This is a genomic window from Paenibacillus jepli (assembly GCF_047238105.1).
Classification (GTDB): Bacteria; Bacillota; Bacilli; order Paenibacillales; family Paenibacillaceae; genus Paenibacillus_D.
The window spans coordinates 3,707,436-3,731,941 of record NZ_JBDFMD010000001.1 but is presented as its reverse complement, the minus strand read 5'-3'; the positions used below and the strand labels follow the sequence as shown (position 1 = coordinate 3,731,941).

Below are 24,506 nucleotides of genomic sequence, written 5' to 3'. Positions count from 1 at the left end.
GCAATATCCATAAGATGGGGATGCCTTCGATTATCGAAAGCATTCCTGTCTTTTTCAGGAAAACGCAGTTACGGCCCAAAAGGGGGAGCGGGAATGACACTGACGGTACGAATACCTATCTATGTGCAGTATCTTGTCTCATATGCGATCATGCTGTTCATTCCTCTCTTGATTACCGGTATGCTAGTTTATAACAAAGTCGTAGACACAGTGACGGAGCAAGCGCTACTCGCCAACGAGTCGATCTTGAACCAGGCTGGAGATCTGGTCGATACCAAATTTTTCGAAATGGCAAATATCGCAGCCGATCTATCCTGGAATCCCCTCATCTCATTGACCCAGTTCAGGGACGATTTCTATTACTTTTCGACGCGCAATGCCATGAATTACAACTTGACCAACTCGTTCCTGCACGATGTGCTGCTTTATGACCGACACGAGAGACTCTTCTACTCCTCTGAGAGTACATATTCCCTTGACTTGTTCTCTAAAGTATACGCTTACAAAGAGTGGCCGCTCTCTCTGCTGGAAGAAACGCTTCACACCTTGGACCGTCCGATGCTGCGTGCGGCAGAACCGGTCAATAATGGATCTTATGTTACATATCTGCGGCCGATTCCGGTTCAATCGTACAACCCTAGAGGAACCGCGTTGTTCTTGATTCGCGAAGATGTCCTGAAGGACATTTTACAGTCCGCGATGCAGTTTGATGGCAATGAGGTCTTCATCATCGATACCAACGGCAAGGTCGTGACGGGGATCTTCCAAAGGGAGGAGGACGCTTACTTCTTCCCTTTGGAATTGCAGACCGCGGAGTCCGATCGGGGAACGATCCAGTGGAATCGGCCTTCCGGATCCACCTATTTGTCCTATCTCAGATCAAAGGATAGCGGATTCACTTACGTTATCTTAACACCCGAGCGCGAGCTCCTCCTCGACGTTATTGAGATCAAGAACTCCACACTAGCATCGCTGATTCTGATTTTGCTGGTTGGAGGGTTCATGATCTATCTCAGCATGCAATTCAATTACAACCCGATCCGCCGTCTGATCGCCACTGTAGAGCAGACATGGGGGCACATCAAGGGCAGCAATGGCTTCCACCGTATCGAATCCGCATTGTCTGCCGCACGTGCAGCAGACTTGCAGCTTCAATCCAGCGCCCCTTTTATCCGCGACTCCTTGCTTCTAAGCTTGTTGCAAGGCAAGTTTACGGATGCACAACAATTCAACGCCAAAGGGGAGGCGGCCGGAATGCACCTCGAGGGCGATGATGTGTTAGTCGCGGTTGTTCAATCCGCGAACGCTGAGGAACTCCCCGCCGACCGTTCACAAGCCTACGCCCCATTCGCCCTTCGCGGACTGCACGTGTTGGACCTTATGACCGAATCCGGCCTGACGCTCATCTTGACCAGTCAACGGCAAGAAGAAATTCCTGTCAAAGAATTCGCCTCGTTACTGGAATGGCTGTCTTCGCGGTCCGGCAACCCTATTACGATTGGCGTAGGTACGCGCTGCTCCGAGCTTAGAGCGGTGACCCAATCGTATCTTGAGGCATCGACCGCCGCGCAGCATCAATTCATCTACGGCAGCGGTTGCGTTATCTACTTCCACGAACTCGATCCAGCCTTGTCTCGCATCTCCTGGAACTCAAAGGACGCGATTCAACACTTCCTGCACCTCTTGGAACGCGGCTCGGCGGACGAAGCAATGGAAGCCGCCGATCATCTTTTGCTGTGCATCCGAGAGAAGAGCCACTCACTTTTCCAGGCGAAGTCGATCTGTCTTGAGACCATGAACTCTGCGCTGCTTTACCTGCGTGAACGACGGGCGCCGAATAGCAGCCCTGCTGATGTTTCGGATCCAGATATTCTGTCATTCGCGAACTTTCATTCCATCGAACGACTGCTCCGTGCAACGGCTGATGTCTGCCATGCGGCTTGTCTCGCTGCCGGCCAGTCACCCCCAAGCCTCCCTAGCTCTACGATCGGCCGAATACGCGATTACATCGCCGAACATTACGAAAGCTATCACTTCAGTCTTCAGAGCGCAGCAGAGCAACTAGGATTATCGGCACCCTATGTCAGCCGCCTCTTCAAAGAAGAGACCGGAGAGACCGTTATGGAATACGTAAACCGCCTGCGTATCGAAAAGGCCAAAGAACTGCTGCGTACGACGGATCTGCCTGTGAAAGAAATCGTCGAACGGATCGGGTATAAGGACGTATCAAATTTCATTCGGAAGTTCAAGCACTCGGTCCGACTAACCCCCATCGAGTATCGAACCTATTGCCGTTCAAAGTCATGAATGGCTGATCGGACTGTCAGGCTTCGCTGACAAGTCCGGACAATACCAAATATTGCTCGCGGTAAATACGATCTACCTGCTCTAGTACCGCGTCCTTGCGCCAGGAAGGGAAGCTCTTTGACCTGTCCCTTGGCCAGCAGGCTGCCGGCCGGACTGGTGCTCATCGCCCCTTCGTAGAGAAAGGATGCGCCGCGTGTCGGGGGCGGGAAGAAGAGCTTCATGAGTGGCCGCACGTAGAAAGGCAATCCCGAGCTCTTGCCCTTGCGCAGGGTGTTGTTGGGGCCCGGATCGACACTCCGGAGGCGAATGCCGTACTCCTGCTCCAGCTGCGGCGCGACCGCCCGGCCCCACAGGGACATCGCCAGCTTGGCGGTCGCATAGGGCCCCGTGAGCTTCTTGAAGACTTTAGGACGTTCCAGCTCAGCCGGGTCAAACTGCTTCACAAAGTCAAACGCGTTGGAGGACGTATTGACGATGCGCTTCAGTTCACCCTGCCCCAGCAGCTCAGCCAGCTCCATCGTGATGATATAGGGCGCCACCGTCTGTACTTCATAGTGCAGCTCTCGACCCTGAGGCGAGAACAGCAGCTTCTCAAAGCTGCCGCCGGCATTGTTGAACAGCACATCGAGCTTAGCCTCCGTGGCCTTGATCTGCTCCAGCCCCTTGCGCAAGCTGCCGTAGTCCGAGACATCCGCCTTGTAGACCCGCAGCTGGCTGCGCTGCCTGCTCGCTTGCAGTTGCGGATCATCCGCCGGGAAGTCTGAGCGGATCAGTGCCGCCACCTGCCAGCCTTCCGAGAGCAATTTGCGTGTCAGCTCCAGTCCGATCCCGCTGCTTGCTCCGGTTACAAGTGCAACATAATTCGAGTTGTCTTTCTGCATGATCGTACCCTCCATTGTTGACAGATCGGGATCTCGCTCCCGCCGTTACGACCAGCTTATAACTTGGAGCCGACTCCAAGTCAAGCGCGATGATCACCTCTTGACTTGGAGCTGGCTCCAAGCTTTATACTAAGAATAAAATGAGACGAACTAGAAGGGTTACGGAGGAGGATCTGCTATGAGTAGGAGTGTCCACATGATGGAGAAAACGAGCACCGAACCAGCCTATACAATCAAAGAGGCGGCGCAGCAGTCGGGATTGCCTGCGGACACCATTCGTTACTACGAGAAAATCGGCCTGCTCCCGCGAGCTGACCGTAAGGAAAGCGGTCACCGGGCCTATCGCAAGGAGAGTATCGATACGATGAAGCTGATCGTCTGTCTGAAGAAAACGGGGATGCCGCTGGAGGAGATGAAGCCCTTCCTGGAAGCAGACCTGGGCCCTGACGCGGACTACCCGGAGCTCTACGAGCTGATGCTGGATCACCGCGAGCGCATCATGCAGCAGATCGCCTCCCTGCAGCAGGTCGTAGCTGTCATCGACGACAGGCTGGCGGCCGGGGTCGCGGGTCGTGGCGTGTGCTCGACAGCAGCGGTGCCGAAGCGGACCGTGGCTTTTGGCAGCCTGCCAGAGCCGGGCTCGTAGTCTTGACTCTGGCAACTCCGAAGCAATTATACAGCGCTCGGCAGTGTCACTCGCCAGTCCATGAGCTGGTGCAGCGGGGGATAAGGATCCAGAATGTGCGGACACCGGATACGTTAATGGGACGATTAACGGCTTCGGGAGCCCCTGGCGGACAGACGATCCGCTATTTGCCGCAGAACGCGCCTTAAAGGCTCTAAAGTTGGCGAATAACGGAACGACTGCGATTGTGCTAATATAGGCGCAACTGTGTCCGCGAACGAACCGAGCCTACTGCCCTACTGCCTCCGAACGTGTTAGGAGGGTTATGGACAAGTTTGCGATACACAGGGTGCTCCGACTTTACTGCCCCTTGCTCCACTCCTCCACTCGGCGGTAGCTCTCTTCCTCAGACAGATCTTCGACGCGAGTCATGATCGACCACCGAACACCGAACGGATCCAGAATACTGCAATAGCGGTCGCCCGAGACGAAATTGGCCAGCGGCTCTCGTACGGTCGCTCCCTGAGCCACGGCCAGTTCGAACGCCTCGTCCGCATCAGGCACGTAGATCGCCAAGGAGTAACAGGCATTGCCTTCCCCCGGCGGCGGCACCAGACCGTAGGATGGATTGGCGGCCCCGAGCTGCAAGAACCCGTCTCCAAAATCGATATCCGCATGGACGATCATCCGGCCATCTCCCTCGCCCATCTCTGTTACATTCTTAGCCTTGGCCTGGAATACCGTCTCGTAGAAGGCGATCGCTTCGCCCGGATTGCTAACGACGACGAACGGCGTCAGCGCCGTGTAGCCGTGCGGCTTTCCCTGCTCCGTGTGCTTGCCTGTGACACCTTTTGTATGCGTGTGACTATCCATCCTCATTCCCCTCCCAGAGTTATATTATATCGACTCCATTATAGAGATCTCGGCAGCATGCTGTATTGGAAAAAGGCGACACCCCGACAGTGATGCGCAGTGCGACTGAGCCGCTGCAAAAAGTGCGCTACTGCTCGCCGATCACCCCACCGCGACGCTGTAAGGGAAAAAAGGTTCGTTGCAGCACGCCGATCCCCCCGCCGCGACGCTGTAAGGGAAAAAAAGTGCGTTGCAGCACGCCGATCACCCCACCGCGACGCTGTAAGGGAAAAAAAGTGCGTTGCAGCACGCCGATCACCCCACCGCGACGCTGTAAGGGAAGAAAAGTGCGTTGCAGCACGCCGATCACCCCACCGCGACGCTGTAAGGGAAGAAAAGTGCGCTACTGCTCGCCGATCACCCCGCCGCGACGCTGTAAGGGAAAAAAAGTGCGTTGCAGCACGCCGATCGCCTCACCGCGACGCTGTAAGGGAAGAAAAGTGCGCTACTGCTCGCCGATTCCCCCGCCGCGACGCTGTAAGGGAAAAAAGGTTCGTTGCAGCAGGCGGCGAGGCGGGTGCGGACGCTGTAAGGGAAAAAAGGTTCGTTGCAGCGCGCAGCACACACGTGACCACGCTCCGGCAGCTGCCGGACCTGTTCCTTCCCGGAGACACGCCCGATCTTTCGCAACGCAAAAAAAGAACGTCCCAGGTCCATCAGACCCTGGGACGTCCCCGCATGCTCGCAAAACTTAACCCTGCTGCAGCTTCTTCAAAAACTGAACCGCCTTGGAGATATCCGCCTCCGGGCTGGTGCCGACCTCGCGCTCGATGGTCAGGTACCCTTTGTAGCCGATGTCCGTCAGCGCAGCCAGATAGGCCGGCCAATCGACGGAGCCTTCGCCGAGCGGCACCTCGCGGAATGCCTCGCCTTCCTCCACCATGGTCGCCATCGTCTCGTGGTTCATGCCGGAGTTCTTATCGTAGCCCAGCATACCATAGACGTCGCGCGGCTCGATCGGACGCAGCTGGACGCCGTCCTTGGCATGCGTATGGACGATGTAGTCGCGCAGGTTGTAGACGCCCTCGACCGGGTCGTCGCCCGTCACCATGACCATATTGGCCGGGTCGAAGTTGACCGACAGCCCGTTGGAGCTGAGCTGGTCGAGGAAATGCTTGAGATGGGCCGAGCGCTCCGGGCCGGTCTCGATCGCGAAGTAGGCGCCCATCGACGTCGCATAGCTGCTCAATTCGTCGCAAGCCTTGTGCATCGCTTCGTAGATCGCGCCATTCTCATCCTCAGGTACGATGCCGATGTGGGTCGTCACGACGTTGGTGCCGAGCTCCACAGCCAGATCGAGGATCCGCTTGGACTTCTCGACCTTCGCCGCATTGGCCGCGGCATCCTGGAAGCCGTGACCGCCGAGGTCACCGACCAGTGCCGAGATCTCGAGACCGAGCGAGCCGATGAAGTCCTTCCATTCCTTGCGCGCCGCTGTGTTCAGGTTGGCCGGGTCCATCTCTCCTTTGACCGCATAGATCTGGACGCCGTCCGCGCCGACCTCCTTGGACTTGATCAGGCCTTCCTTGACGCCAAGACGGAAACTATCGACGATAACACCAATCTTATGCTTATAGATTGCACTCATAGCGCATGCTCCTTCCGGGTAGTAGTGTGCGGTTGTCCATCCGCATGTCTATCGATCCTTGCCGCAAGCTGCGATGACTTTAGACGCTCTCCCAGATCGCCCGCGCATTGTCCAGGGCAATCTTCGTCGCGCGCTTGCACTCCTCCATGCCTTCGAACTCGATAGAGAGGTAGCCGTCATAGCCTGACTCCTTGACGATCCGCAGCACTTCGCGCATCGGGATATCCCCGTCGCCGACGATGGCGCCGCGCAGATAATTGCCGTGGCTGGTCTTGAACCAGCCTTCGCCCTTGTTATCCGCTGCCGGACGCAGGTAGAAGTCCTTGAGATGAACCATCGAGGCCAGCCCGATGTTCTTGGCCACGGCTGCGACTGGATTCTCGTCGGCACACATGAAGTTGCCGATGTCCAGCGTCGTCTTATAGTTCGGTCGGTTCACAGTATTGACCAGCGCCTGTACGCGGTCGCTGGCTTGTACGTAATAGCCGTGGTTCTCCACACTTGTCGTGATGCCTTTGGTTGCGGCGTAGTCCGCCACCTCAGCGCAGGCATTGGCGATCGTCGGCAGCTCCTCCAGGAAATGCGCGATCGAGATGTCCTGCGATGAAGCGACATCATGGCGCATCAGGGAGACACCCAGCGCGGCCGCGGCATCGACCTCACCCTTCAGGCGCTCGATCTCCTCCGTTACCTCCGCTGCTGACTTCCCGCTGAAGTTGCCGCCGACCGCGTAGTTGGAGATCTCCAGACCGCGCGCCGCTGCGCGCTCCCGGATCTGCTGCACGAGCTCAGGGTTATCTGCCAGTGTGTAGCCGAGCGGGACGATCTCCACATGCTCGCCGCCGATGTCCGCGATATAATCGATGACGTCCAGGACGCTCATCTCGCCGGTCTTGGTCGCGCCGAACAGGCTGTAGGTGCTGATACCCAGTTTCACAGCTGCACCTCCTTGCCGGTCTCCGCCGATTCGTAGATGGCGCGCAGGATGCGCATCAGCTCGACACCGTCCTCGACGGGGCTGATCGGCTCAGTGCCATTAGCGAGGCAAGTGACGAAATGGTCGATCTCCGCCTGGAAGGCCGCCTCGAATTGGAAGCCGCTATGGTCGGTCTGCGGCTGGATATTCAGGATCGTATCGTACTTCTCCGTAATGATCGATACCGCTGGTTCGATCTCGATGCCCGCTTTCTCGCCATACAATCGGATGGTTTGCTCGTTTTTGCCATGCAGCGTGAAGCTGACGTCGACCATCAGGGACGCGCCGTTCTCAAAACGGATGAGGGCGTTGGCCATGTCCTCGACGGTATTATGATCCGCATTCCAGTCGGCCGCTTTGTAGAACGACAGGTTTTTGACATTGGCGCGGTTGCCCAGCTTGTGATACGTGTTGCCGCTGACTGACTTGACGGCCGGACGTCCCATCAGGTACCAGCACAGATCGATCGCATGGACGCCGATATCGATCAGCGGTCCGCCGCCGGAGCGCTCCACATCGGAGAACCAGCCGCCGGGATTGCCCAGACGACGGATCAGCGATGCCTTGGCATAATAAAGCTCGCCGAATTCCCCGTTGTCCTGGAAGGTACGCAGCATTTGGACATTCGGGTCGTAGCGGCGCACGAAGCCGACTTGCAGCAGCTTGCCCGACGCGCGTACTTGCTTCTGCACCTCAAGCGCATCCTCTACGGAGCGGCAGAGCGGTTTTTCGACGAGCACATGCTTGCCTGCCTGGACGGCCGCGATGCTGATCTCCGCATGCGTGTCATTCCAGGTGCAGATGCTGACAGCGTCAATCTCCGGATCGGCCAGGAGCTGATGATAGTCGGTATAGACATGGGAAGCCCCATATTTCTCCGCTTTCTGGCGGGCGCGCTCCTCATTGAGATCGCAGATGGCGTAGATTACCGTCTCCGGATTGTTCTTATAAGCACCCATATGCATATCCGAGATGGACCCTGCACCGATGACTCCAATTTTGAATCGACTCATGACCAATAATCTCCTCCTGCTCGCATTAGACTATGCCTTTATCATATAATTAGGAGGTGAACGTCTCCATGACGTAGACTGCTGTACATTTGCACAATTGTGCTGTTCGAGGAGGCTATACGATGAAGAAGCCACTGGCTCTGCAGGAGCCGATGGACATGCCCGATCCCGACTTCCCCATCAAGGTCAATCTGTGCAAGGCCCATGGCTACGGCAGAGTGATGTTCCCCACGCACTGGCACAAACATCTGGAGATCCTGTTCATCCAAAGCGGCACGCTCGCGGTGGAGTGCAATTCGGACCGCCTGACGGCAAGCGAGGGCGAGCTGGTTATCCTTAACAGCCATGATCTCCATAACGGCTTCAGCCTATCCGAAGAATTGTCTTATTATGTGATGATTCTTGATCCTTCGCTGCTGCACAGCGCGTCCCTGGACGCCGTGGAGACCAAGTTTATCACGCCGATTACGCGCAACCATATCGTGTTTCATAATAAACTGCCTGCGGACGAGGAAATCAACAGCTGCATCTACTCGATTATCCAGGAGCTGCGGGAGCGGGAGCTCGGCTACGAGCTGTCCGTCAAATCCCATCTGTTCCGCATGATGACGCTGCTCTTGCGCAGGCATGTGTCTGCCCGTCTGCCTCGCAGCGATTACAAGCAGCGCCGCCATCACCTCGAACGGTTCCAGCCGGTGCTGGACTATATCGAAGCTCACTATGACCAGGAGCTGACTGTCGGTCAGCTTGCGGAGCATGCGGGACTGAGCCGGTTTCACTTCAGCCGGGTATTCAAGGAGCTCACCGACCGCACCGTCACGGAGTATATCAACGAGATCCGGCTCCGCCAGGCCGAGTATCTGCTGCACAACACCGGCATGACCGTCTCCGAGATCGCGCTGGACGTCGGCTTCCGCGACATCTACTACTTCAGCCGCACCTTCAAGAAGATCAAGCAGACCTCGCCGTCCGAAGCAAGAAAACGACTATTGAAGGGAGACACCGTCCATGATCCGGGTTGTGCTCGCTGAAGACCAGCCTCTGATGCAGATGGGGCTTAAGACGATTATCGACCTGGAAGCCGATATGGAAGTGGTCGGGACGGCCTGGAACGGAGAGGAAGCCCTGCAGCTCTGCCTGGAGCTGCAGCCGGATCTGATCCTGCTGGACATCCAGATGCCCGTCATGAACGGGATTGATTGCGCACGGCAGCTCAAACAAGCCCTTCCCGATAGCGTCGTGTTGATGCTGACTACTTACGCAGATGACGATATGATCATCGAGAGTCTGCTGAGTGGAGCAGTGGGCTATATGCTGAAGGATATGGCAGGGGACAAGCTGCTCGCCGCGATCCGCGATGCGGCACGCGGCGAGTACATGCTTCCTTCTGTGATCGCAGCCAAACTGGCACAGCGGCTGCACCGCATGGCCCAGTGGGCACCCCCATCCGAAACGATCTCGCGACTCAAGTCGTCAGGCATTGCGTTTACCGACCGGGAGCGCGAGATCATCCGGCTCATGCTGCAAGGCCGGACCAACCGGCAGATAGCTGAGATGCTGTATATGCAGGTAGGTACGGTCAAAAACTATGTTAGCAACATCTATGCAAAAATCGGCAGCAGCGACCGTTCGCAGGCGGTCCGTATTTTGCGGGAGTTGACTTCGCCCTGACGCTGCCCCTTTGCGAGCAGATCCGGCGTTCGCCAGATGGCAATTCAGCCGACGAGTCCATGCTTTTCATCCGCTTTACCAGCGATGCGACACGCAGGCTTTCGTCTTCAGCGCCAGCTCGGCCTTGGCGTTGGCTTTCATCAGGTCCGTTACCGACTTGCCCAGCTTATCCGCCCCCCCTTTGACGCCAATCTTTTTACTGTCGGCTATGTCGTAACCGATCGGCCCCAAGCCGATCTTGGCGATGGGATCCGCATCCAGGCAGCCGCCGCGGAAGCGATCCTTCAGCTTGACTCCCAGCGTAAGGGACGCCGGACCGAACGCGGCCTTGGCCGTCGCTTCGAGGGACAGACCGTCCTTGGACAGATCCTCAATCGGGTTCACTTCCAGCCCCCCTCCAATACCGAAGCCGATCTCTCCGCATGCCGATACGCCATCGTCGGTCATGCATACCTTGCCGCCGCCGCCGATCCCTTCGTAAGCGGTGAAGCCGACGCAGAACAGCCCGCACGGATCGCGGTATTCGACGGGATTGTTGTTCACATAAGCGTACAGGTTCGCCTGACCGCTCTCGAACAGGATGGGGTCCCTGGCGGTCCACCGGCCGGCTGCCGGATCGTAGTCTCTGGCGCCGAATCGGACGAGGCCCGTCTCCCGGTCCTCCAGACCGCCGGCGAAGCCGATCGGCAGCTCCAGTCCGGGGTTGGAATCGGAGAGCAGCACCCCGTAGCTGTCGTAGGCCAGCTCCTTGACCACTGTGCCGGAGGCGTCCAGCACCTGCTGTGGCGTGCCTACGCCGTCCGTAATTACATAATACCGGTTGCCGCCGCGTTCGAATCCGATCAGCAGTCCTTCCTCATTGTAGTAATACTGGGTTGCCGCGCCGTCGGCGGCGATGCTGGCCGTAACCGTCTGCAGCGCTCCCGGATGACCGTAGTAATACCGGATCGTCCCTTGTCCGCCTTCACGGGCCGTGCGTCGTCCGAGCGCATCATAGGTGTAGCTGTATGAGGTCTCGCCGATCGTCGCCTCGAGCAGCTCGCCCCTGGACCCGTAATGGAACTCGTCTGCGCCTCGATTCGTCAGGTAGCCGTCTGCGTCAAATACATACCCGACCTCCCCGACCCGGCTCAGCCGATCGTAGGCTTCATAAGCCAGCTCCGTTCTCCCTGCGCCGGTCATCTCGCGGGAGAGGCGGTTTTTGTTGCTGTCGTAGGTGTAGCTCTCCCGCCGCGTCTCCCCGTCGCGGCCGGTATGCGCAGCCTCGAGCAGTTGGCCGTCCTGGTCGTAGACATACGTATCGACCGTTATGCCTTGCGGCGTCGACACCGTCCGTTTCGTCAGCACGCCCTTCAGATCATGCTCGTGCGCGGCCCTGTACACCACTTGTTCTGCTACTGTGTAGATCAGCTCCCGGACACGCCCTTGCTCTGTGTAGCTCACCTCGGTCTTCAGCGTGCCGTCCTGAATCGTATCGATCCGTCCCTCCGGTCCTGTGCGCGTATAGCGGAAGGGGCCTGACTGGATGAGCGCGTTGTCCCTGTCCCAGCGGTAAGGCGTATCGAACCGGTACGTCCGGGGCGCACCTCCATCGGCTGCCGTCAGCACGGAAGCGATGCCCGTCAGGCGGGACAACGCATCGTACGTATAGCTGAACTGACCTTCCGCCTTCCCTGCCCATCGCATCTCCTTGACATCAGATCCGTCGTAGCTGTACTCGATGCGCTGCAGCGCATCGCCCCCGCTGTCCATCGTCTGGATCGAACCGACACGGTCCGTAGCGTCGGTATAGGTAAAGCTGCGCATCAGATCCTCGTCATGGAGGCCGGTAAGCCGTTTATCTCCCGACTCTTCACGGACATAGGTCACCGACCGGCCGCTGGCCAGCGTGGAGCGGTTCAGCATGCCGCCGCTGCCGTGCTCGAGGGTGGTCCATGGCGCCTCTCCGCTGGCCCCGAAACCAGTGAACTGCCCCAGGATCCCGTATTGCTGGCTGTAGCTCGTGCCGTCCGGCATGGTCAATCCCGTGAAATTGCCGCTGCCGTCATAGGTTTTGCCGTATTGCCTGCCGCCCGGCGTCTGGGTCGACACGAGCCGGTCGGCGGCATCGTAGCTGTACTGCTTCGACGCACCCGAGGCGTCGGTGACGGAAGCGACCCGGCCCCGGTCGTCATACGTATACGCGATGAATTGGCTGCCTTTGGTCTGCCTGGTCAGCCGGCCGCGTTCGTCATACTGCATCTCCAGCGGCGGCATGCCGGATCCCGGGCGTTCCTCCCGCACGACCCGATCCTTGTCATCCAGATAAGTATGGACGACATCGCCTTCGGCGGATGTTTCGGTAAACCGCTTCTCAGCCGCCTCGTAGACGACTGTCGATGGCGCCTGATTGATCCGGTTCGTATACGTGATCTTCGCCAAAGCGCCTCCGGCATCCAGCTCGATCGCTCTGGCCTCGTTATACACCGTCGTCCGGCCCTCCGGCGATTGCACCCGCAGCTCCCGCAGCACGGGCACCTCCATTCCCCAGCGGGGATCGGGCCAGAACTGCTTCGTGATGACCGTACCCTCGGGCAGCTCGATCCGCTCGCTGTCCCTGGTCTTGGTCGCCGTCGTCCGCGCGCCGCCCGGGTCGGTCGTGATTCGCTGGCTTCCGGTTGCAGTGACACGTGTAACGTAGGACGTTGTACGGCCTTCCGTATCCGTGTAATCGACCTTCAGGCCGTCCGCAAGCTGAGTCCGGGCGAGCCGCTTCACGCCGCCTGCCGGATTCGTCGCTTCGACGAGCAGACCCGAATCGTCGTATACGTATTCGCTGGTCTGTCCTTCGGGCTCGGTCAGCCGAGTCAACAAACCGCCCGCAGCATAGCTCATCGTATAAGCCTCGCCCAACTCGTTGGCCGCGGCGGTCAGCTGGCCGTCCGCATCGACGGTCAGCGTCGTCCGCTGGCCGCCCGGCGCGACGATGGCCTGCGGGATGCCCTCGGCGCTGCGCTCGATGCGGAGCAGATTGCCGTCGCTGTCCTCGATGCCCGTCAGACGTCCTGCCTCGTCATAGCGCATATGAAGATAGGCATTGCCGGTCAAGGCATGGACGGTCGCTGCGTGCAGACCCGACTCCGGATCCAGCTCGATCTGCCGCAGGCCGTCATCGACGGTAAACCGCGGCGGCTGCTCACCGTCCGAAATCTGAAAATACTGGTTGTTGCTGATCGTACTCTTGGTCGCACTGTAGATACGATCTCCATCGGAAGTAATCCCCCACAACCCCATGCTCGTGTACGCGCCGCCGCTCAATGGCTCCGGCAGCTCCAGCTTCTCGATCATGCCGTCCGCAAGCACGCGGTAGGTATGATTGTCATTTTGATTCCACCGCTGAAAGTAGAGCCGATCATGCCGGTCCAGATGAAAATGCAGGGCACGGAATGACGCGCCTGCGGCCGGGACGCCATCCGCGATCGCGTGTGTCGGAGCGCTCATGCTGCCCGCCACGACGGACAATGAGCCGTCCTGGCTGACCTTGCGTATCCGCGTATGGAGCTGCCCCGATGTTATCGTACTGTCCAGGATGTAGAGTTCGCCAGTCCGGCTGACGACTATGTGCTCGACGCCTCCGATGCCGTCCTTGTCGGCCTGACCTTCCGTGCCACCGACTACCTGCGGGTTGTTCATGACATGGATCCGGCCATCCGGCGTCAATTTGTACAGCGTATGTTGAGCGAACAAATTGGGGTGATTGGTACGGACTCTCGGATAGGACAGGAAATAAAGCGATCCATCCGGGCTCGGAGCCATCTGCGACACGTCCGCGAGATTTTGCTCCAGCGCCATGGCTCCATCCGTCAATGGCTCCGTCCTTGAACCGGCTAGCGTCGTACCTGCGATGCGCATGAACTGGCGATCGGCAGGTCGCTTGCGCATGATCATTAGACGGCCCGTCAAATAAGTACAGATTGCCGTCTCCATCCGCTGCAGGCGCGGTAATGGACGATCCGTTGTCGTATTCGGCGACCTTGGTCAACGTGCCGTCGGACAACCGCTTGACAAACATGCGGTAGGTGTTGCGGGCACCGATATAATATCGGCCCCGGTCCGCACCTTCTCCCATATCGAAATATTCGATGCGGAAATTCGGATCGATGATGACGCTGTCCGGATTGACCGGATTGCCTCGCAGACTGATCTCCTTGTACTCCGCTGATTTTTTCCCTTGTTTGGTGCCGTCGCCCATGTAAGCCGACTCGGCCAGCTGGTCGAAAACGGTATGCGGGTCCAGGCTCCAGCCGGCGATGCCGCTCTCCCTGTACGGATTGGCAGGAGACTCCAGCATGCCGCGCCATATCCGGGTCGAGGTAACTGTGTTGTTACTCCGGCCGATCGTCGTCCCGCTGCCTAAACGCCCGAAGCTTTGGACGAATTCGTCGCTGCTCTCGTAGTACTCCAGCCTGTATTCATAGGCTACGGTTACAGTGTACGGCTGACTTCCGGTTATCATGCGGCCGTATGCGTCTTTACCATCCCAGTCGAAGTTGTAGGTTGTAGCGGGAACAGGCGGAAACGACACCTCCGTCTCCTTGCCCGCGATCGCTACCTTGACGCTCATCCCGATCAGCGAGGCTGGAATATCCCCTTCACTGACAGGGATCTCCAGTCGGGAACGTTCCTTGTAGCCCGGCGTCCGGTTGCTGCGGTAATTGAGCGTATACGGCGTACCAACAAGGGGGATACGCTGCCCCAGACTCTGATCCTGACAGCCGATGATGGAGCCCGGCTGCTCGCAAGGATCTGTCTCTTCCAGCGGCTTCCTCGGATTGGGACGCTTGTCGGGCGGCTGCCGCATATCCCGCGGGGGTCCAAAGGGCCAGTTGTGATCCCACGGTGTAAAATGCGGGATCGGCACGCGCCACAGACTGACGCCGGTCTCATACAGCTCTGCAAGCGCCCGCCGCTCTTCCTCGTCCATGCCGATGGATGCCAGTGCTGCCGCGCTGTCGGCGGCGCCGTCTCCGTCGATATCGATCAGAGCCGTGCCGTCCTCCAGTCCAACTATGCTCAAGACGACCCCGTTATCGGCGGGGACCCACTGGCCCAGTTGACGATCATAATAGCCATTGGGTACGATCCCGCCTACAGGAAAGTCCAGATAATTGTCTACATAGTGATACACAGGCTGATTAAAGGTCACTTCGACCGCTCCGGCCTCGATCGCCTCGTCCGCAGACAGCTCAACGGCGTACGTGTAACCTACTAAGGCCGGCAGCTCGCCCGGCATCGCCGACGGTCCGCGGTCGCCAACCGTATACTCCGTCGAACGGAAGTTCATACCGGGCAGCGGTACCTCCGTCCCGTCTGCGAGCTTCATCACCGCAGACGTGCCCTTCGGAAAGACAACCGTGGATTGCCGGGTTCCCCGCTCATCCGTGACCGGACTGCCCTGCGCAACCTGAAGCTCTTCCGTCTCCTGCAATTCAATCGCCGTCACCTTGCTGTCATAGGGTGTAAGCACCACTTCCGGCACGACGATATAGTCCAGCGGCTGCGTATTAACCTGTCGATAAATGGGCATGTAACCCTGCTTCTCATAACTTACCTTCATCAAAGCACCGCCGTTGACGACCATATCGAACCTGCCGTCGGAGCGAGTCTGCGTCTGTCCCCAACGCTGTTCGTTCACCACCGATACCGTCACGCCCGCGATCGGCTCGCCCCCGGGATCCGTCACCCTGCCCCGCAGCACCGCTGCGCTGTCCTCTGCGATGGCGCCACTCGCGACGCCGGTCTGGATCGGGTCATCCCCTTGGTAGAGAAAGTCTACCGTTGCATGAAAGGGCGGCTTGCCGCTCGCAGGCATCTGAGTGGCCACACGGGAAGGGTCGTCCGGCGGCACATGGCCGGCAGGATCCGCCTCCGGCACCGCACGGACCCGATTGGAGCGGGACGACTCATTGCCGCTCGCATCCACGGCTGTCAGCTCAAATACATACGCCGTGCCGTTAGAGAGGCCCTGAGCCGTATAAGCAGACGACAAGCCGATCCGGTCGTCCTCATGCCAGCTGGCTCCGTCATCTTCAGACCGGTACAGCCGATAGCCGGCCAAGTCGCTCTCGCTGCCCGGCGTCCAACTCAGCCTCACGGCCCCGTCCAGCGCCTGAGCAGTCAAGCCCGCCGGCGCTGCTGGCGGAGTGACATCCTGGCTCGACCCGCCGCCTGTCATGCCGCCTCCAGCCACAGCCGGCCGCTGGCCGTTAACCAGCAGCGTCCCTATCTGGAGCCGTTGCCCGGCCTTAGGCGCCTGGAACGTCTCTTGCACTTGCGCCTGGCTGCAGCCGCAAGCCTCGGCATCTCCGCCATCGAGCAGCGCCACGGCAGCCAGGCTGCGTTCCCCCTGCAGCGCCTGCTCCGGCTTGCCGGTGCGCGCCACTTGCTCCCTTATCTCCGCATCGTGTATCAGGCTCAACTGATAGACCTGCTCCGGCTCCACATACGCTGTGAAGGTCCCGTCCAGCTCGGCAACAGCATAAAAGACAGGCTCTGCCATGAAGGCGGCTATCATGCCCGGTGCGGCGCGGCCGTCGGCTTGCTTCACCGCGCCTGCCAATATCGCGGCCGGCTTGGAAGCCAGCTCTACTATTGGGCTTTCCTTGGTAAGCGACGCTTTGCGATAGGCAATCTCACCGGCACCCGTGACATAGACATCGTACGTCCCCCAAGGAATCGCCGGCTCGAACCTCCCGGCGCCATCCGTTACGCCGCGCAGCAGGTAGCCCCGCTTGCCAGGCGCATGGAGCGCTACCTCAGCCTTCGCCAGCAGCGCGCCGTCGGCCCCGCGGACGATAATCGCCGGGCGGGGCTCCGGCGAAGTCGGCTGAAGCCGCTGCCAAGCACGATAGACGATAACCGCGGCTTCGGCTCTCGTCAACCGCCCGGTTCCCCGGAACGTCCCGTCCTCATAGCCCGTCAGCACACCGGCGGCAGCCAGCGCGGTCACTGCGGCGACGGCCCACGAGGGGATCGCTCCGCTGTCCCGGAAGGCGGCTCTCCGGTCTGGTTCCGGCTGCAGCAGGCGCTCCAGCATCACAGCCGCTTCCTGTCTGTTCACTGCCGCCAGCGGCCGGAACAATCCGTCAGGCCCGCCTGCAATCAGTCCCAGCCGTGAGGCCTTGGCGATCTCGGCAGCAAACCATTGACCGGACACATCCAGGAACGCAGCGGCTTCTTGCGCCGGCTGCCGCCCAGCGGCCTCGGCCAGTCGGCTCAGAAGCGCAGCCAGCTCGGCGCGGGTCAGCGTCTGATGCGGCCGGAATGTCCCGTCCTCGTAGCCCTTGAATATGTCTGCTTGCGCCAGCTCAGCTGCAGCCTCCTGCGCCCACTGAGGCACCTCGTCCTGCCACGTCGCGCCCCCTGCGGCAGCCAGCACCGCTCCTCCAGACGGGAATACCGTATGGAACAGCAGCATGAAGGCTATGAACGCGACTACTTGTTTTTTGTACCAACGACGCACAACTCGTCATCCTCTCCGCTTGTCATATGTTTCCATTGCTATTACTAGCATAGCGAAACATAGTCATGGAGATCGTCATCACTTTGGGATGACTCGGTCATGCGACTCAAGGCCCAGGGACAGCAGCAGCCGCTTATAGCGAATCTGGCTGTGCGGGCTGGTGCCGATAGATGCTGAGTTCGACCCGCCCGCCATGGACCTCGACTCCCTCAGCTTCCAGCGCCAGCTCCTGGCTCATCCGTCCATCGGGATCGGAGAGGGCGATCTCACCGAGCCGGTTGACGACCCGGTGCCACGGCAGACGCTGGGCCTCGCTCATGCTGTGCAGGATCCGCACGACCTGCCTGGCCGCTCTGGGCTGGCCCGCGGCGCCGGCAATCTGCCCGTAGGTCATCACTTTTCCGGGAGGGATGGAGCGGATGATTTCGACTACCTTCATTGTAAAGGGCTGCATCTGATCAGTCTCCTCGTTCAACATTCGTTTCTCTGGGAACACTATATCATGTCATGGACGGCTCAAAATCGGCCTTCGTCAAAAAATGAGGATTTTTTCATCTTTCGACGACATCTTTTATGAAAAAGAATATTAACCTTTCGTAAACTCATCTATAATAGGAAGGTATGAAAAAACATTCTTTTCGCAAACAGGAGGAGAGCAAGTGGATTGGCAGGATGTAGCTTTTAAATTTATCGGTGGATTGGGAATCTTCTTGTTCGGGATCAAATACATGTCGGACGGGCTCCAGAAATCCGCTGGCGACAAAATGCGGGGGCTCTTGGCGAAGTATACGTCCAACCCTTTCTTGGGTGTGCTGTTCGGGATCGTCGTCACCATCCTCATCCAGACATCGACGGGGACAACCGTGATGGCGATCGGTCTCATCAACGCCGGTCTGATGACGCTTAGGCAATCGATTGGCGTGCTGATGGGGGCCAACATCGGCACGACGATGACGGCCTTTATCGTGGGCATCAAGATCGAGTCCTACGCGCTGCCCATCATCGGGGCGGGGGCCTTTTTGCTCTTCTTCATCCGCAATCAAAAGGTCAATTATCTGGGTCAAGTCGTCATGGGCTTCGGCATGCTGTTCCTTGGATTGTCTACGATGGGCAGCGGGCTCAAGCCGCTATCCAAGCTTCCGGAGTTCTCCGGATTCATCGTCGATATGTCGCAATACCCTATCCTGGGCATGATTGCCGGCACCCTGTTTACTATTATTGTTCAGAGTTCCAGTGCAGCGATCGGGATCCTGCAAACATTGGCCGACGAAGGTATGATCAGCTTCCGCCATTCCCTACCCGTCCTGTTCGGGGACAATCTCGGTACGACGATAACGGCCGTGCTCGCCTCCATCGGTGCGACGGTAGCTGCCAGACGCGCTGCATTGGTTCATGTGGTTTTCAACGTATTTGGCGTGATCATCTTCATGTTTGCTCTTCCTCTCGTGTACAATTTTGTGATGTGGATTGCCGAAGATGTCAATGTGCGGATGCAGATTGCATACGCCCACGGGCTCTTCAATAGCGTGAACACGCTGATCTTCTTGCCGCTGGTGCCTTTCCTTGCATGGATTGTGACGAAGCTGGTGCCCAATAATAAGTCGGAGCTGGAGTTCGCGCCCAAGTTCCTGGATAACCGCCTGCTCGCTACGCCGTCTATGGCCATGGGACAAGCACAGCATGAGATCCTGCGGATGGGCAAGTTCGCGCAGGAAGCACTTCAGGATGCAGCCGAGTATTTCTTCCGCAAGGATATTAAAATGGCGGGTAAAGCGCTGCAGAAGGAGCAGCTGGTCAATGAGCTGGAGCGCAAAATCACCGATTATATGGTGCAGATCCATCAGAAAGGCTTGCCGGAGACCGAGTCCGAGCGGGCAACCGGCCTCATGCACACGGTAAACGATATCGAGAGGATCAGCGATCATGCCGAGAATATCGTCGAGCTGACCCAGTTCTGCACCGAGAACAAAGTCGACATCTCCGAAGATGCGGAGCAGGAGCTCCGGCAGATGCTGGAGCTGGCAGATCAGACAGTCGGCAAGGCGATCTATGCGCTGGAGCATGACGACAAGCAGGTAGCCGATGAAGTGTTGGCCTGCGAAGCGGAGCTGGACCGGATGGAACGGGACTTCCGGGCCGCTCACATCCAGCGCTTGAATCAAAATCTGTGTTCCGGCAATTCCGGCGCCATCTTCCTGGATATCATCAGCAATCTGGAGCGGGTCGGCGACCATAGCAAAAACATTGCCGAGCATGTCCTCAAAATGGACTAATCGCAGGCGAAATGCAGCTATGTCGGTACCGGATGTGTATAATTGCACAAAATCGGGTAAAGATGGATACGTCCTTAATTACATGTGAGGAGGTTCCATCATGAAAAAAACCATTCAGCAATTGCAGGATAATATAAATGATATCAAGCAAACGACCGATGCGATCAAAGGCGATATCCAGAACACCATCGAGCAAGCCAAGGAATCAGCGGAATATGTCAAAGAAACGCTGGGCGAGCTCAAGGATACGAAACAACATCTAAGCAGCTCGCTGCAGGAAGCAAAAACAAATATGAATGAGATGAGGCACGAGACCAAAGAAAATCTGAACGAGCTCCGCCAGTCCTTCGAGACCGACGGGCCGGCAGATGCCGACGCGCGGGCCGAGCGGTTCGAGATGACGAAGGAAGGCAACGGCTTCGTCATCCACGGCCGGGACGGCCTGGTAGGCGAGATCACGTACACGCCGGTAGACGAGCATACCTGGGCAGCCGATCACACCTACGTGATGCCGCAATATCGCGGCCGCGATATCGCCCAGCGCCTGCTCCAGCGCGTGGTGACTGCCGCGCGCATGGAGAACAAGAAGATTATCCCGGCCTGCTCCTATGTCCAGGTCCAGTTCCAGCGCAATGCGGAGTACGCTGACGTCTGGAAAAAATAGCTTGCTGCATGTCTGCGCATCGACCTGAGCATCCTTTTCAGAGAGGATGCTCTCTCTTCATTATATCTTGACTGCTCAGTCAAGAAATGATATTGTTGCTCCATGGGCAGACAAAGAGAATTCGATGTGAAGCAGACGCTTCACCAATGTATGGATGTATTCTGGGAAAAGGGCTATCAGGCGACTTGCTTTGACGACCTTACAGAGACGACCGGCGTCAAGAAACAGAGCCTATACGGCGCTTTCGACAACAAAAGAGCCTTGTTCCTCAAGGCGCTCGCCTTGTACCGCGACCAGAGCTGCTCGCGGCTGGAAGAGCTGGCCCTGCAGCAGGATGCTGATCCGCTGCACCAGCTGGGAGCCGTCCGCGATCTTGTCTTGGGCAGCGGCGACGACTCGTGCAAGGGCTGTCTCATGATCAATACGGCACTTGAGTTCGGCAACAAGGATGCCGAGGTGCTGCATGAAGTCGAGATTATGTTCGCGGAGACCGAGCGCAGCCTGGAGACGATCATCCGGCGCGGACAGGAGCACCAGCGGATAACTCGTCATCACACGGCACAGGCCTTGGCCGCTCACCTGACCAACGTCCTGCGGGGCGCCCAGGTCATGAAGAAGACAGGCGCGCCGCAGCACCAGATCAGTGCGATACTGACTACGGCCTTTGCACTGCTCGCGCCCTAATTTTTTTTGCTTTATTTTTGACTACATAGTCAAGAAAAATTACAATTCTGGAGGTTTATATGTCTATTACAGCATCCGTTCAACCGTTGTTTACGCCTTTCACTGCAGGTCCGCTTCACCTGCCCAACCGCATCGTCATGGCGCCGATGACCCGGGCCTTCTCCCCCGAAGGCATCCCCGGTTCAAATGTAGCAGACTACTACCGGCGCCGGGCAGAGAACGGTGTAGGCTTGATCGTCACGGAAGGAACGGTCATCGACCATCCCGAAGCCTCCAACCAACCGGGAGTGCCCCACTTCTATGGCGAGGCTGCCTTGGCCGGCTGGGCCCGAGTGGTCGACGGGGTGCATGCCGCGGGCGGCAAGATCGTCCCGCAGATCTGGCATATGGGCACGCATGGCGACGTCAACCACTTCACGGAGGAGGAGATCGCCGGGATTATCCGCAAGTTTGCCGAGTCGGCTGCTGCCGCCAAGCGGCTGGGCTTTGACGGCATCGAGCTGCACGGCGCGCACGGCTATCTGATCGATCAGTTTCTGTGGGAGCAGACCAACCAGCGTACGGACCAATATGGCGGCAGCATGCTGGCCCGCACCCGGTTCGCCGCCGAGGTCGTCGCTGCCTGCCGCGAGGCGGTAGGACCGGAGTATCCGATCATCCTGCGCTTGTCCCAGTGGAAGTCGAGCGATTATACCGCCAAGCTGGCCGAGACGCCTGAGCTGCTGGCGCAATTTCTGGCGCCGCTGACCGCAGCCGGTGTCGATATCTTCCACTGCTCGACCCGCCGCTTCTGGGAGCCGGAGTTCGAAGGGTCGCAGCTTAACTTCGCCGGATGGGTCAAGAAGCTGTCGGGCAAACCGACGATCACGGTCGGCTCGGTCGGTCTGAACAGCGACTTCACCCGCCTCTTCGCGGAGGGTCAGGGCGCGGCCCATGAAGGCATCGACCGTCTGCTGGCGCGTCTGGAGCAAGGCGAGTTCGATCTCGTCGCTGTCGGACGTGCGCTGCTCCAGGATCCGGCTTGGGCAGCCAAGATTCGTGAAGGACGCACGGATGAGCTGAGCTCTTTTGGACCCGAGGCGCTGCAGACGCTGCATTGACTGGCTGCCGGTTTGCTGTGGACCGGCTGGTACCCGCTGCTCACTCTCGGCAGTGCCGCCAAGCGAAGGCGCAGGCGGCGCGTCGGCTAGGTTAATCCCACCAGATTTACCGCACGCGCAAAGAGCGCCCCGACTTGTTGGGGGCGCTCTTCTTGTTTGCGCTTTAGAAGCACGCGTACGAGGCGTTATCTCGGGCGGTCCCGCCAGCAGCAGTGCCGCACCGCTGTCAATTCGCCGCTTTGCGGGCAAACTGCGGGAACGCGGCCACAGCCAGTACGAGTCCCAGCGCCCCGCAGCCGAGCAGGATCACGATATTGAACCAGATGTCGCCGACGCCCCCGCCACGGAGCATAACCTCCTGCATGCCCTGCTGCGCCCAATACTGCGGCGTAAATTGCCCGAGCGTCTGCACGAAGCCGGGCAGCATCTCGAAGGGGAACCATAGTCCGCCGAGAACGGCGCCGCCCAGCGCAATCACCTGCACGAGTCCCAGGCCCATATTCTCGCTCCGTACCAGCATCGACAGCAGCAGCCCGAGTCCGGTGACGCAGATCGAGAGGCCCAGGACGATGACGGCTATTGCAGGCAGGCTGCCCAGTTCCAATCCATAGACGATCCGGCCAAAGCCCAGCAGCACGGCAGACTGGATGAAGACGATCAGGATATGCGGGATCCACATTCCCGTCAAATAATGGTGCGGCTTCATCGGCGTGCCCTGAAGCCTGGAGAGCATGCCGGAGCTCCGGTCCTTCAGGAAGCGGGTGATCATCGAGATCATCCCGAAGAAGACGAACATCACGGTATAGCCAGGCACGATCTGCGCCATCGGATCGCCTTGCGCAGCCTCTTCGCGAATATCGCTGACGACGACCGGCGCGGCCAGGATGCTCTCGACCGCATCGGCCGGAGCATACTCGGTCATGATCGCCCTCAGCTTCTCTTCCTGATACCGCCCCGCGACACCTTCCAGGACGCCTATCACCGGTCCGACCGCGGCATCCTGGGTAGCATCGCGGTGCAGCTCGACCTCGGCTTGCTCGCCGCTCTCCATGCGCGCTCCGAACCCCTCCGGGATGACGAGCAGCATCGTCCGGCTGCCTTCACTGATCTGTGCCAGCTGCTCCTGCTGCGTCAGCCCGGTATCCTGCTCCAGCTCGAAGCCGTCGATCTCTGCCAGGATACCGATGAATTGACGCGATTGCTCGGACTCGTCCGCGTCATAGTAAGGTACGGTATACGTAGTCGTGCCTGCACTGCCGAAGATGGAGCCGAAGATGACGATGAAGACGATCGGCAGGATGAACAGCCAGAAGATCACAGATTTGTCTTTGAGCTGCAGTAAAATCTCTTTATTCAAGATGGTGGTTATCATCATCTCGCCTCCTCGTTATCCGTCTCGCAGCTGCGTGCCGGTCAGCTTCAGGAAGACACTCTCCAGCGACGGATGCAGCAGCTCCAGCGCGCGGACACGCCTGCCTTCCCCGCCAAGCCGGGCAGCGAGCTGCTCCATTACCGCCACCGGTTCTTCGCTCTGCAGCACCCAGCCCCGCCCCTTGGCGGCGACCTCGCTGGCACCGGCCACCTCAGGCGCCAGCTCCAGACCCTCTGCCTCGACATAGACTGCGCGGGTCGCGTGCCGATCCAGCAGACCATGCAGGCTGTCCTGGGCGATCACCCGGCCATGGTCGATGATGGCGACATCGTCGCACAGCGCTTCGACCTCCTCCATGTAATGGGTGGAGTAGATGATCGTCGTGCCGCGGCTGCGCAATGCCTTGATCATCTCGAAGATCAGATGGCGCGATTGCGGGTCGATCCCTACAGTGGGTTCGTCCAGGATGACCAGCTTGGGCTGATGGAGCAGAGCCCCCAATAGATTGACCCGGCGCTTCATCCCGCCCGAGTAGCTGCCCACCCGATCCTTGGCACGCTCGGAGAGTCCTACCTGCGACAGACCGTCGTTCAGCCGCTGCTGCAGCGCTGCGCCCCGGACCCCGTGCATCTGGCCGAGAAACTTGAGGTTCTGCATGGCGCTGAGCTCATCATGCAGCGTGATCTCTTGCGGGACATAGCCGACCTGACGACGGATCGTCTCGATCTGCTTGCGGTTCTGCATGCCCAGCACCCGGATGCTGCCGTGATCCGGCTGCAGGATGCCGGTGATCAGCTTCATCATCGTCGATTTGCCGGCGCCATTGGGGCCCAGCAAGCCGAAGCATGTTCCCTCTCTGACCTGCAGGCTCGCCTCTTGCAGTGCTTGGGTCTGTCCGTAGGTTTTGACGACTTGCTCGACTTCCAGCACACACGACAT

At 58.9% G+C, this 24,506-nt stretch carries 20 protein-coding genes; 9 read left to right on the top strand and 11 right to left on the bottom strand.

Translation table 11 applies throughout. The features are described from left to right. Window positions 1-93 precede the first annotated feature (93 nt). A complete protein-coding gene (locus tag ABC336_RS16410) occupies window positions 94-2,307 on the top strand; it encodes a helix-turn-helix domain-containing protein (protein ID WP_413239651.1) in 2,214 nt (737 codons plus the stop codon). On the opposite strand, the gene ABC336_RS16405 is transcribed toward ABC336_RS16410, so the two are convergent. Beyond that, the gene (locus ABC336_RS16405; protein ID WP_413239650.1) at window positions 2,286-3,188 is read right to left on the bottom strand and encodes an SDR family NAD(P)-dependent oxidoreductase; all 903 of its coding nucleotides are present in this window, start codon (window positions 3,186-3,188) and stop codon (window positions 2,286-2,288) included. The genes ABC336_RS16410 and ABC336_RS16405 overlap by 22 nt on opposite strands. 178 nt (window positions 3,189-3,366) lie before the next feature. On the opposite strand from ABC336_RS16405, the gene ABC336_RS16400 reads away from it, so the two are divergent. Next, a complete protein-coding gene (locus ABC336_RS16400) occupies window positions 3,367-3,834 on the top strand; it encodes a MerR family transcriptional regulator (RefSeq protein ID WP_413239649.1) in 468 nt (155 codons plus the stop codon). 2 nt (window positions 3,835-3,836) lie between these two features. Beyond that, complete coding sequence (locus ABC336_RS16395) at window positions 3,837-4,022, top strand: hypothetical protein (protein ID WP_413239648.1); 186 nt, start codon at window positions 3,837-3,839, stop codon at window positions 4,020-4,022. A 151-nt stretch (window positions 4,023-4,173) separates the two neighbouring features. Here ABC336_RS16395 and ABC336_RS16390 read toward each other — a convergent pair whose 3' ends face one another. The 5 genes from ABC336_RS16390 to ABC336_RS16370 form a co-directional block, all read right to left on the bottom strand. Next, a complete protein-coding gene (locus ABC336_RS16390) occupies window positions 4,174-4,686 on the bottom strand; it encodes a VOC family protein (RefSeq protein WP_413239647.1) in 513 nt (170 codons plus the stop codon). Window positions 4,687-4,813: 127 nt separating this feature from the next. Then, on the bottom strand, window positions 4,814-5,026 hold the full coding sequence (locus ABC336_RS16385; RefSeq protein ID WP_413239646.1) for a hypothetical protein: 213 nt from the start codon (window positions 5,024-5,026) through the stop codon (window positions 4,814-4,816). Window positions 5,027-5,416: 390 nt separating this feature from the next. After that, entirely contained in the window at window positions 5,417-6,313 is an 897-nt protein-coding gene (locus tag ABC336_RS16380; protein ID WP_413239645.1) for a sugar phosphate isomerase/epimerase family protein, read from the bottom strand. 79 nt (window positions 6,314-6,392) lie between these two features. After that, window positions 6,393-7,250 carry a sugar phosphate isomerase/epimerase family protein gene (locus ABC336_RS16375; RefSeq protein ID WP_413239644.1) on the bottom strand — a complete coding sequence of 286 codons (858 nt, stop codon included), beginning with the start codon at window positions 7,248-7,250 and terminating at the stop codon, window positions 6,393-6,395. After that, window positions 7,247-8,302 carry a Gfo/Idh/MocA family protein gene (locus ABC336_RS16370; RefSeq protein WP_413239643.1) on the bottom strand — a complete coding sequence of 352 codons (1,056 nt, stop codon included), beginning with the start codon at window positions 8,300-8,302 and terminating at the stop codon, window positions 7,247-7,249. The genes ABC336_RS16375 and ABC336_RS16370 overlap by 4 nt, the downstream gene beginning before the upstream one ends. 122 nt (window positions 8,303-8,424) lie before the next feature. On the opposite strand from ABC336_RS16370, the gene ABC336_RS16365 reads away from it, so the two are divergent. After that, window positions 8,425-9,333 (top strand): AraC family transcriptional regulator, encoded by a 909-nt coding sequence (locus ABC336_RS16365; protein ID WP_413239642.1) that lies wholly within the window; start codon window positions 8,425-8,427, stop codon window positions 9,331-9,333. After that, entirely contained in the window at window positions 9,311-9,973 is a 663-nt protein-coding gene (locus tag ABC336_RS16360; RefSeq protein ID WP_413239641.1) for a response regulator, read from the top strand. Before ABC336_RS16365 ends, ABC336_RS16360 begins: the two co-directional genes overlap by 23 nt. 75 nt (window positions 9,974-10,048) lie before the next feature. On the opposite strand, the gene ABC336_RS31940 is transcribed toward ABC336_RS16360, so the two are convergent. The 3 genes from ABC336_RS31940 to ABC336_RS16345 all read right to left on the bottom strand — a co-directional run bounded on the left by ABC336_RS31940 (window position 10,049) and on the right by ABC336_RS16345 (window position 17,928). Further along, window positions 10,049-13,246 (bottom strand): RHS repeat domain-containing protein, encoded by a 3,198-nt coding sequence (locus ABC336_RS31940; RefSeq protein WP_487247463.1) that lies wholly within the window; start codon window positions 13,244-13,246, stop codon window positions 10,049-10,051. A 118-nt stretch (window positions 13,247-13,364) separates the two neighbouring features. Continuing rightward, entirely contained in the window at window positions 13,365-17,474 is a 4,110-nt protein-coding gene (locus ABC336_RS16350) for an S-layer homology domain-containing protein (protein WP_413239640.1), read from the bottom strand. Window positions 17,475-17,607: 133 nt separating this feature from the next. Further along, window positions 17,608-17,928, bottom strand: coding sequence for an MGMT family protein (locus tag ABC336_RS16345; protein WP_413239639.1), 321 nt, complete (start codon window positions 17,926-17,928; stop codon window positions 17,608-17,610). Window positions 17,929-18,133: 205 nt separating this feature from the next. Here ABC336_RS16345 and ABC336_RS16340 point away from each other — a divergent pair, with 205 nt between their 5' ends. The 4 genes from ABC336_RS16340 to ABC336_RS16325 all read left to right on the top strand — a co-directional run bounded on the left by ABC336_RS16340 (window position 18,134) and on the right by ABC336_RS16325 (window position 22,195). Next, on the top strand, window positions 18,134-19,747 hold the full coding sequence (locus ABC336_RS16340) for a Na/Pi cotransporter family protein (RefSeq protein ID WP_413239638.1): 1,614 nt from the start codon (window positions 18,134-18,136) through the stop codon (window positions 19,745-19,747). Between the two features lie 100 nt (window positions 19,748-19,847). Continuing rightward, window positions 19,848-20,411 (top strand): GNAT family N-acetyltransferase, encoded by a 564-nt coding sequence (locus ABC336_RS16335; protein ID WP_413239637.1) that lies wholly within the window; start codon window positions 19,848-19,850, stop codon window positions 20,409-20,411. 102 nt (window positions 20,412-20,513) lie between these two features. After that, on the top strand, window positions 20,514-21,095 hold the full coding sequence (locus ABC336_RS16330) for a TetR/AcrR family transcriptional regulator (RefSeq protein ID WP_413239636.1): 582 nt from the start codon (window positions 20,514-20,516) through the stop codon (window positions 21,093-21,095). Between the two features lie 59 nt (window positions 21,096-21,154). After that, the gene (locus ABC336_RS16325; protein ID WP_413239635.1) at window positions 21,155-22,195 is read left to right on the top strand and encodes an NADH:flavin oxidoreductase; all 1,041 of its coding nucleotides are present in this window, start codon (window positions 21,155-21,157) and stop codon (window positions 22,193-22,195) included. A gap of 226 nt (window positions 22,196-22,421) precedes the next feature. On the opposite strand, the gene ABC336_RS16320 is transcribed toward ABC336_RS16325, so the two are convergent. Continuing rightward, complete coding sequence (locus tag ABC336_RS16320) at window positions 22,422-23,570, bottom strand: ABC transporter permease (protein ID WP_413239634.1); 1,149 nt, start codon at window positions 23,568-23,570, stop codon at window positions 22,422-22,424. Window positions 23,571-23,582: 12 nt separating this feature from the next. Then, entirely contained in the window at window positions 23,583-24,506 is a 924-nt protein-coding gene (locus ABC336_RS16315) for an ABC transporter ATP-binding protein (RefSeq protein WP_413239633.1), read from the bottom strand.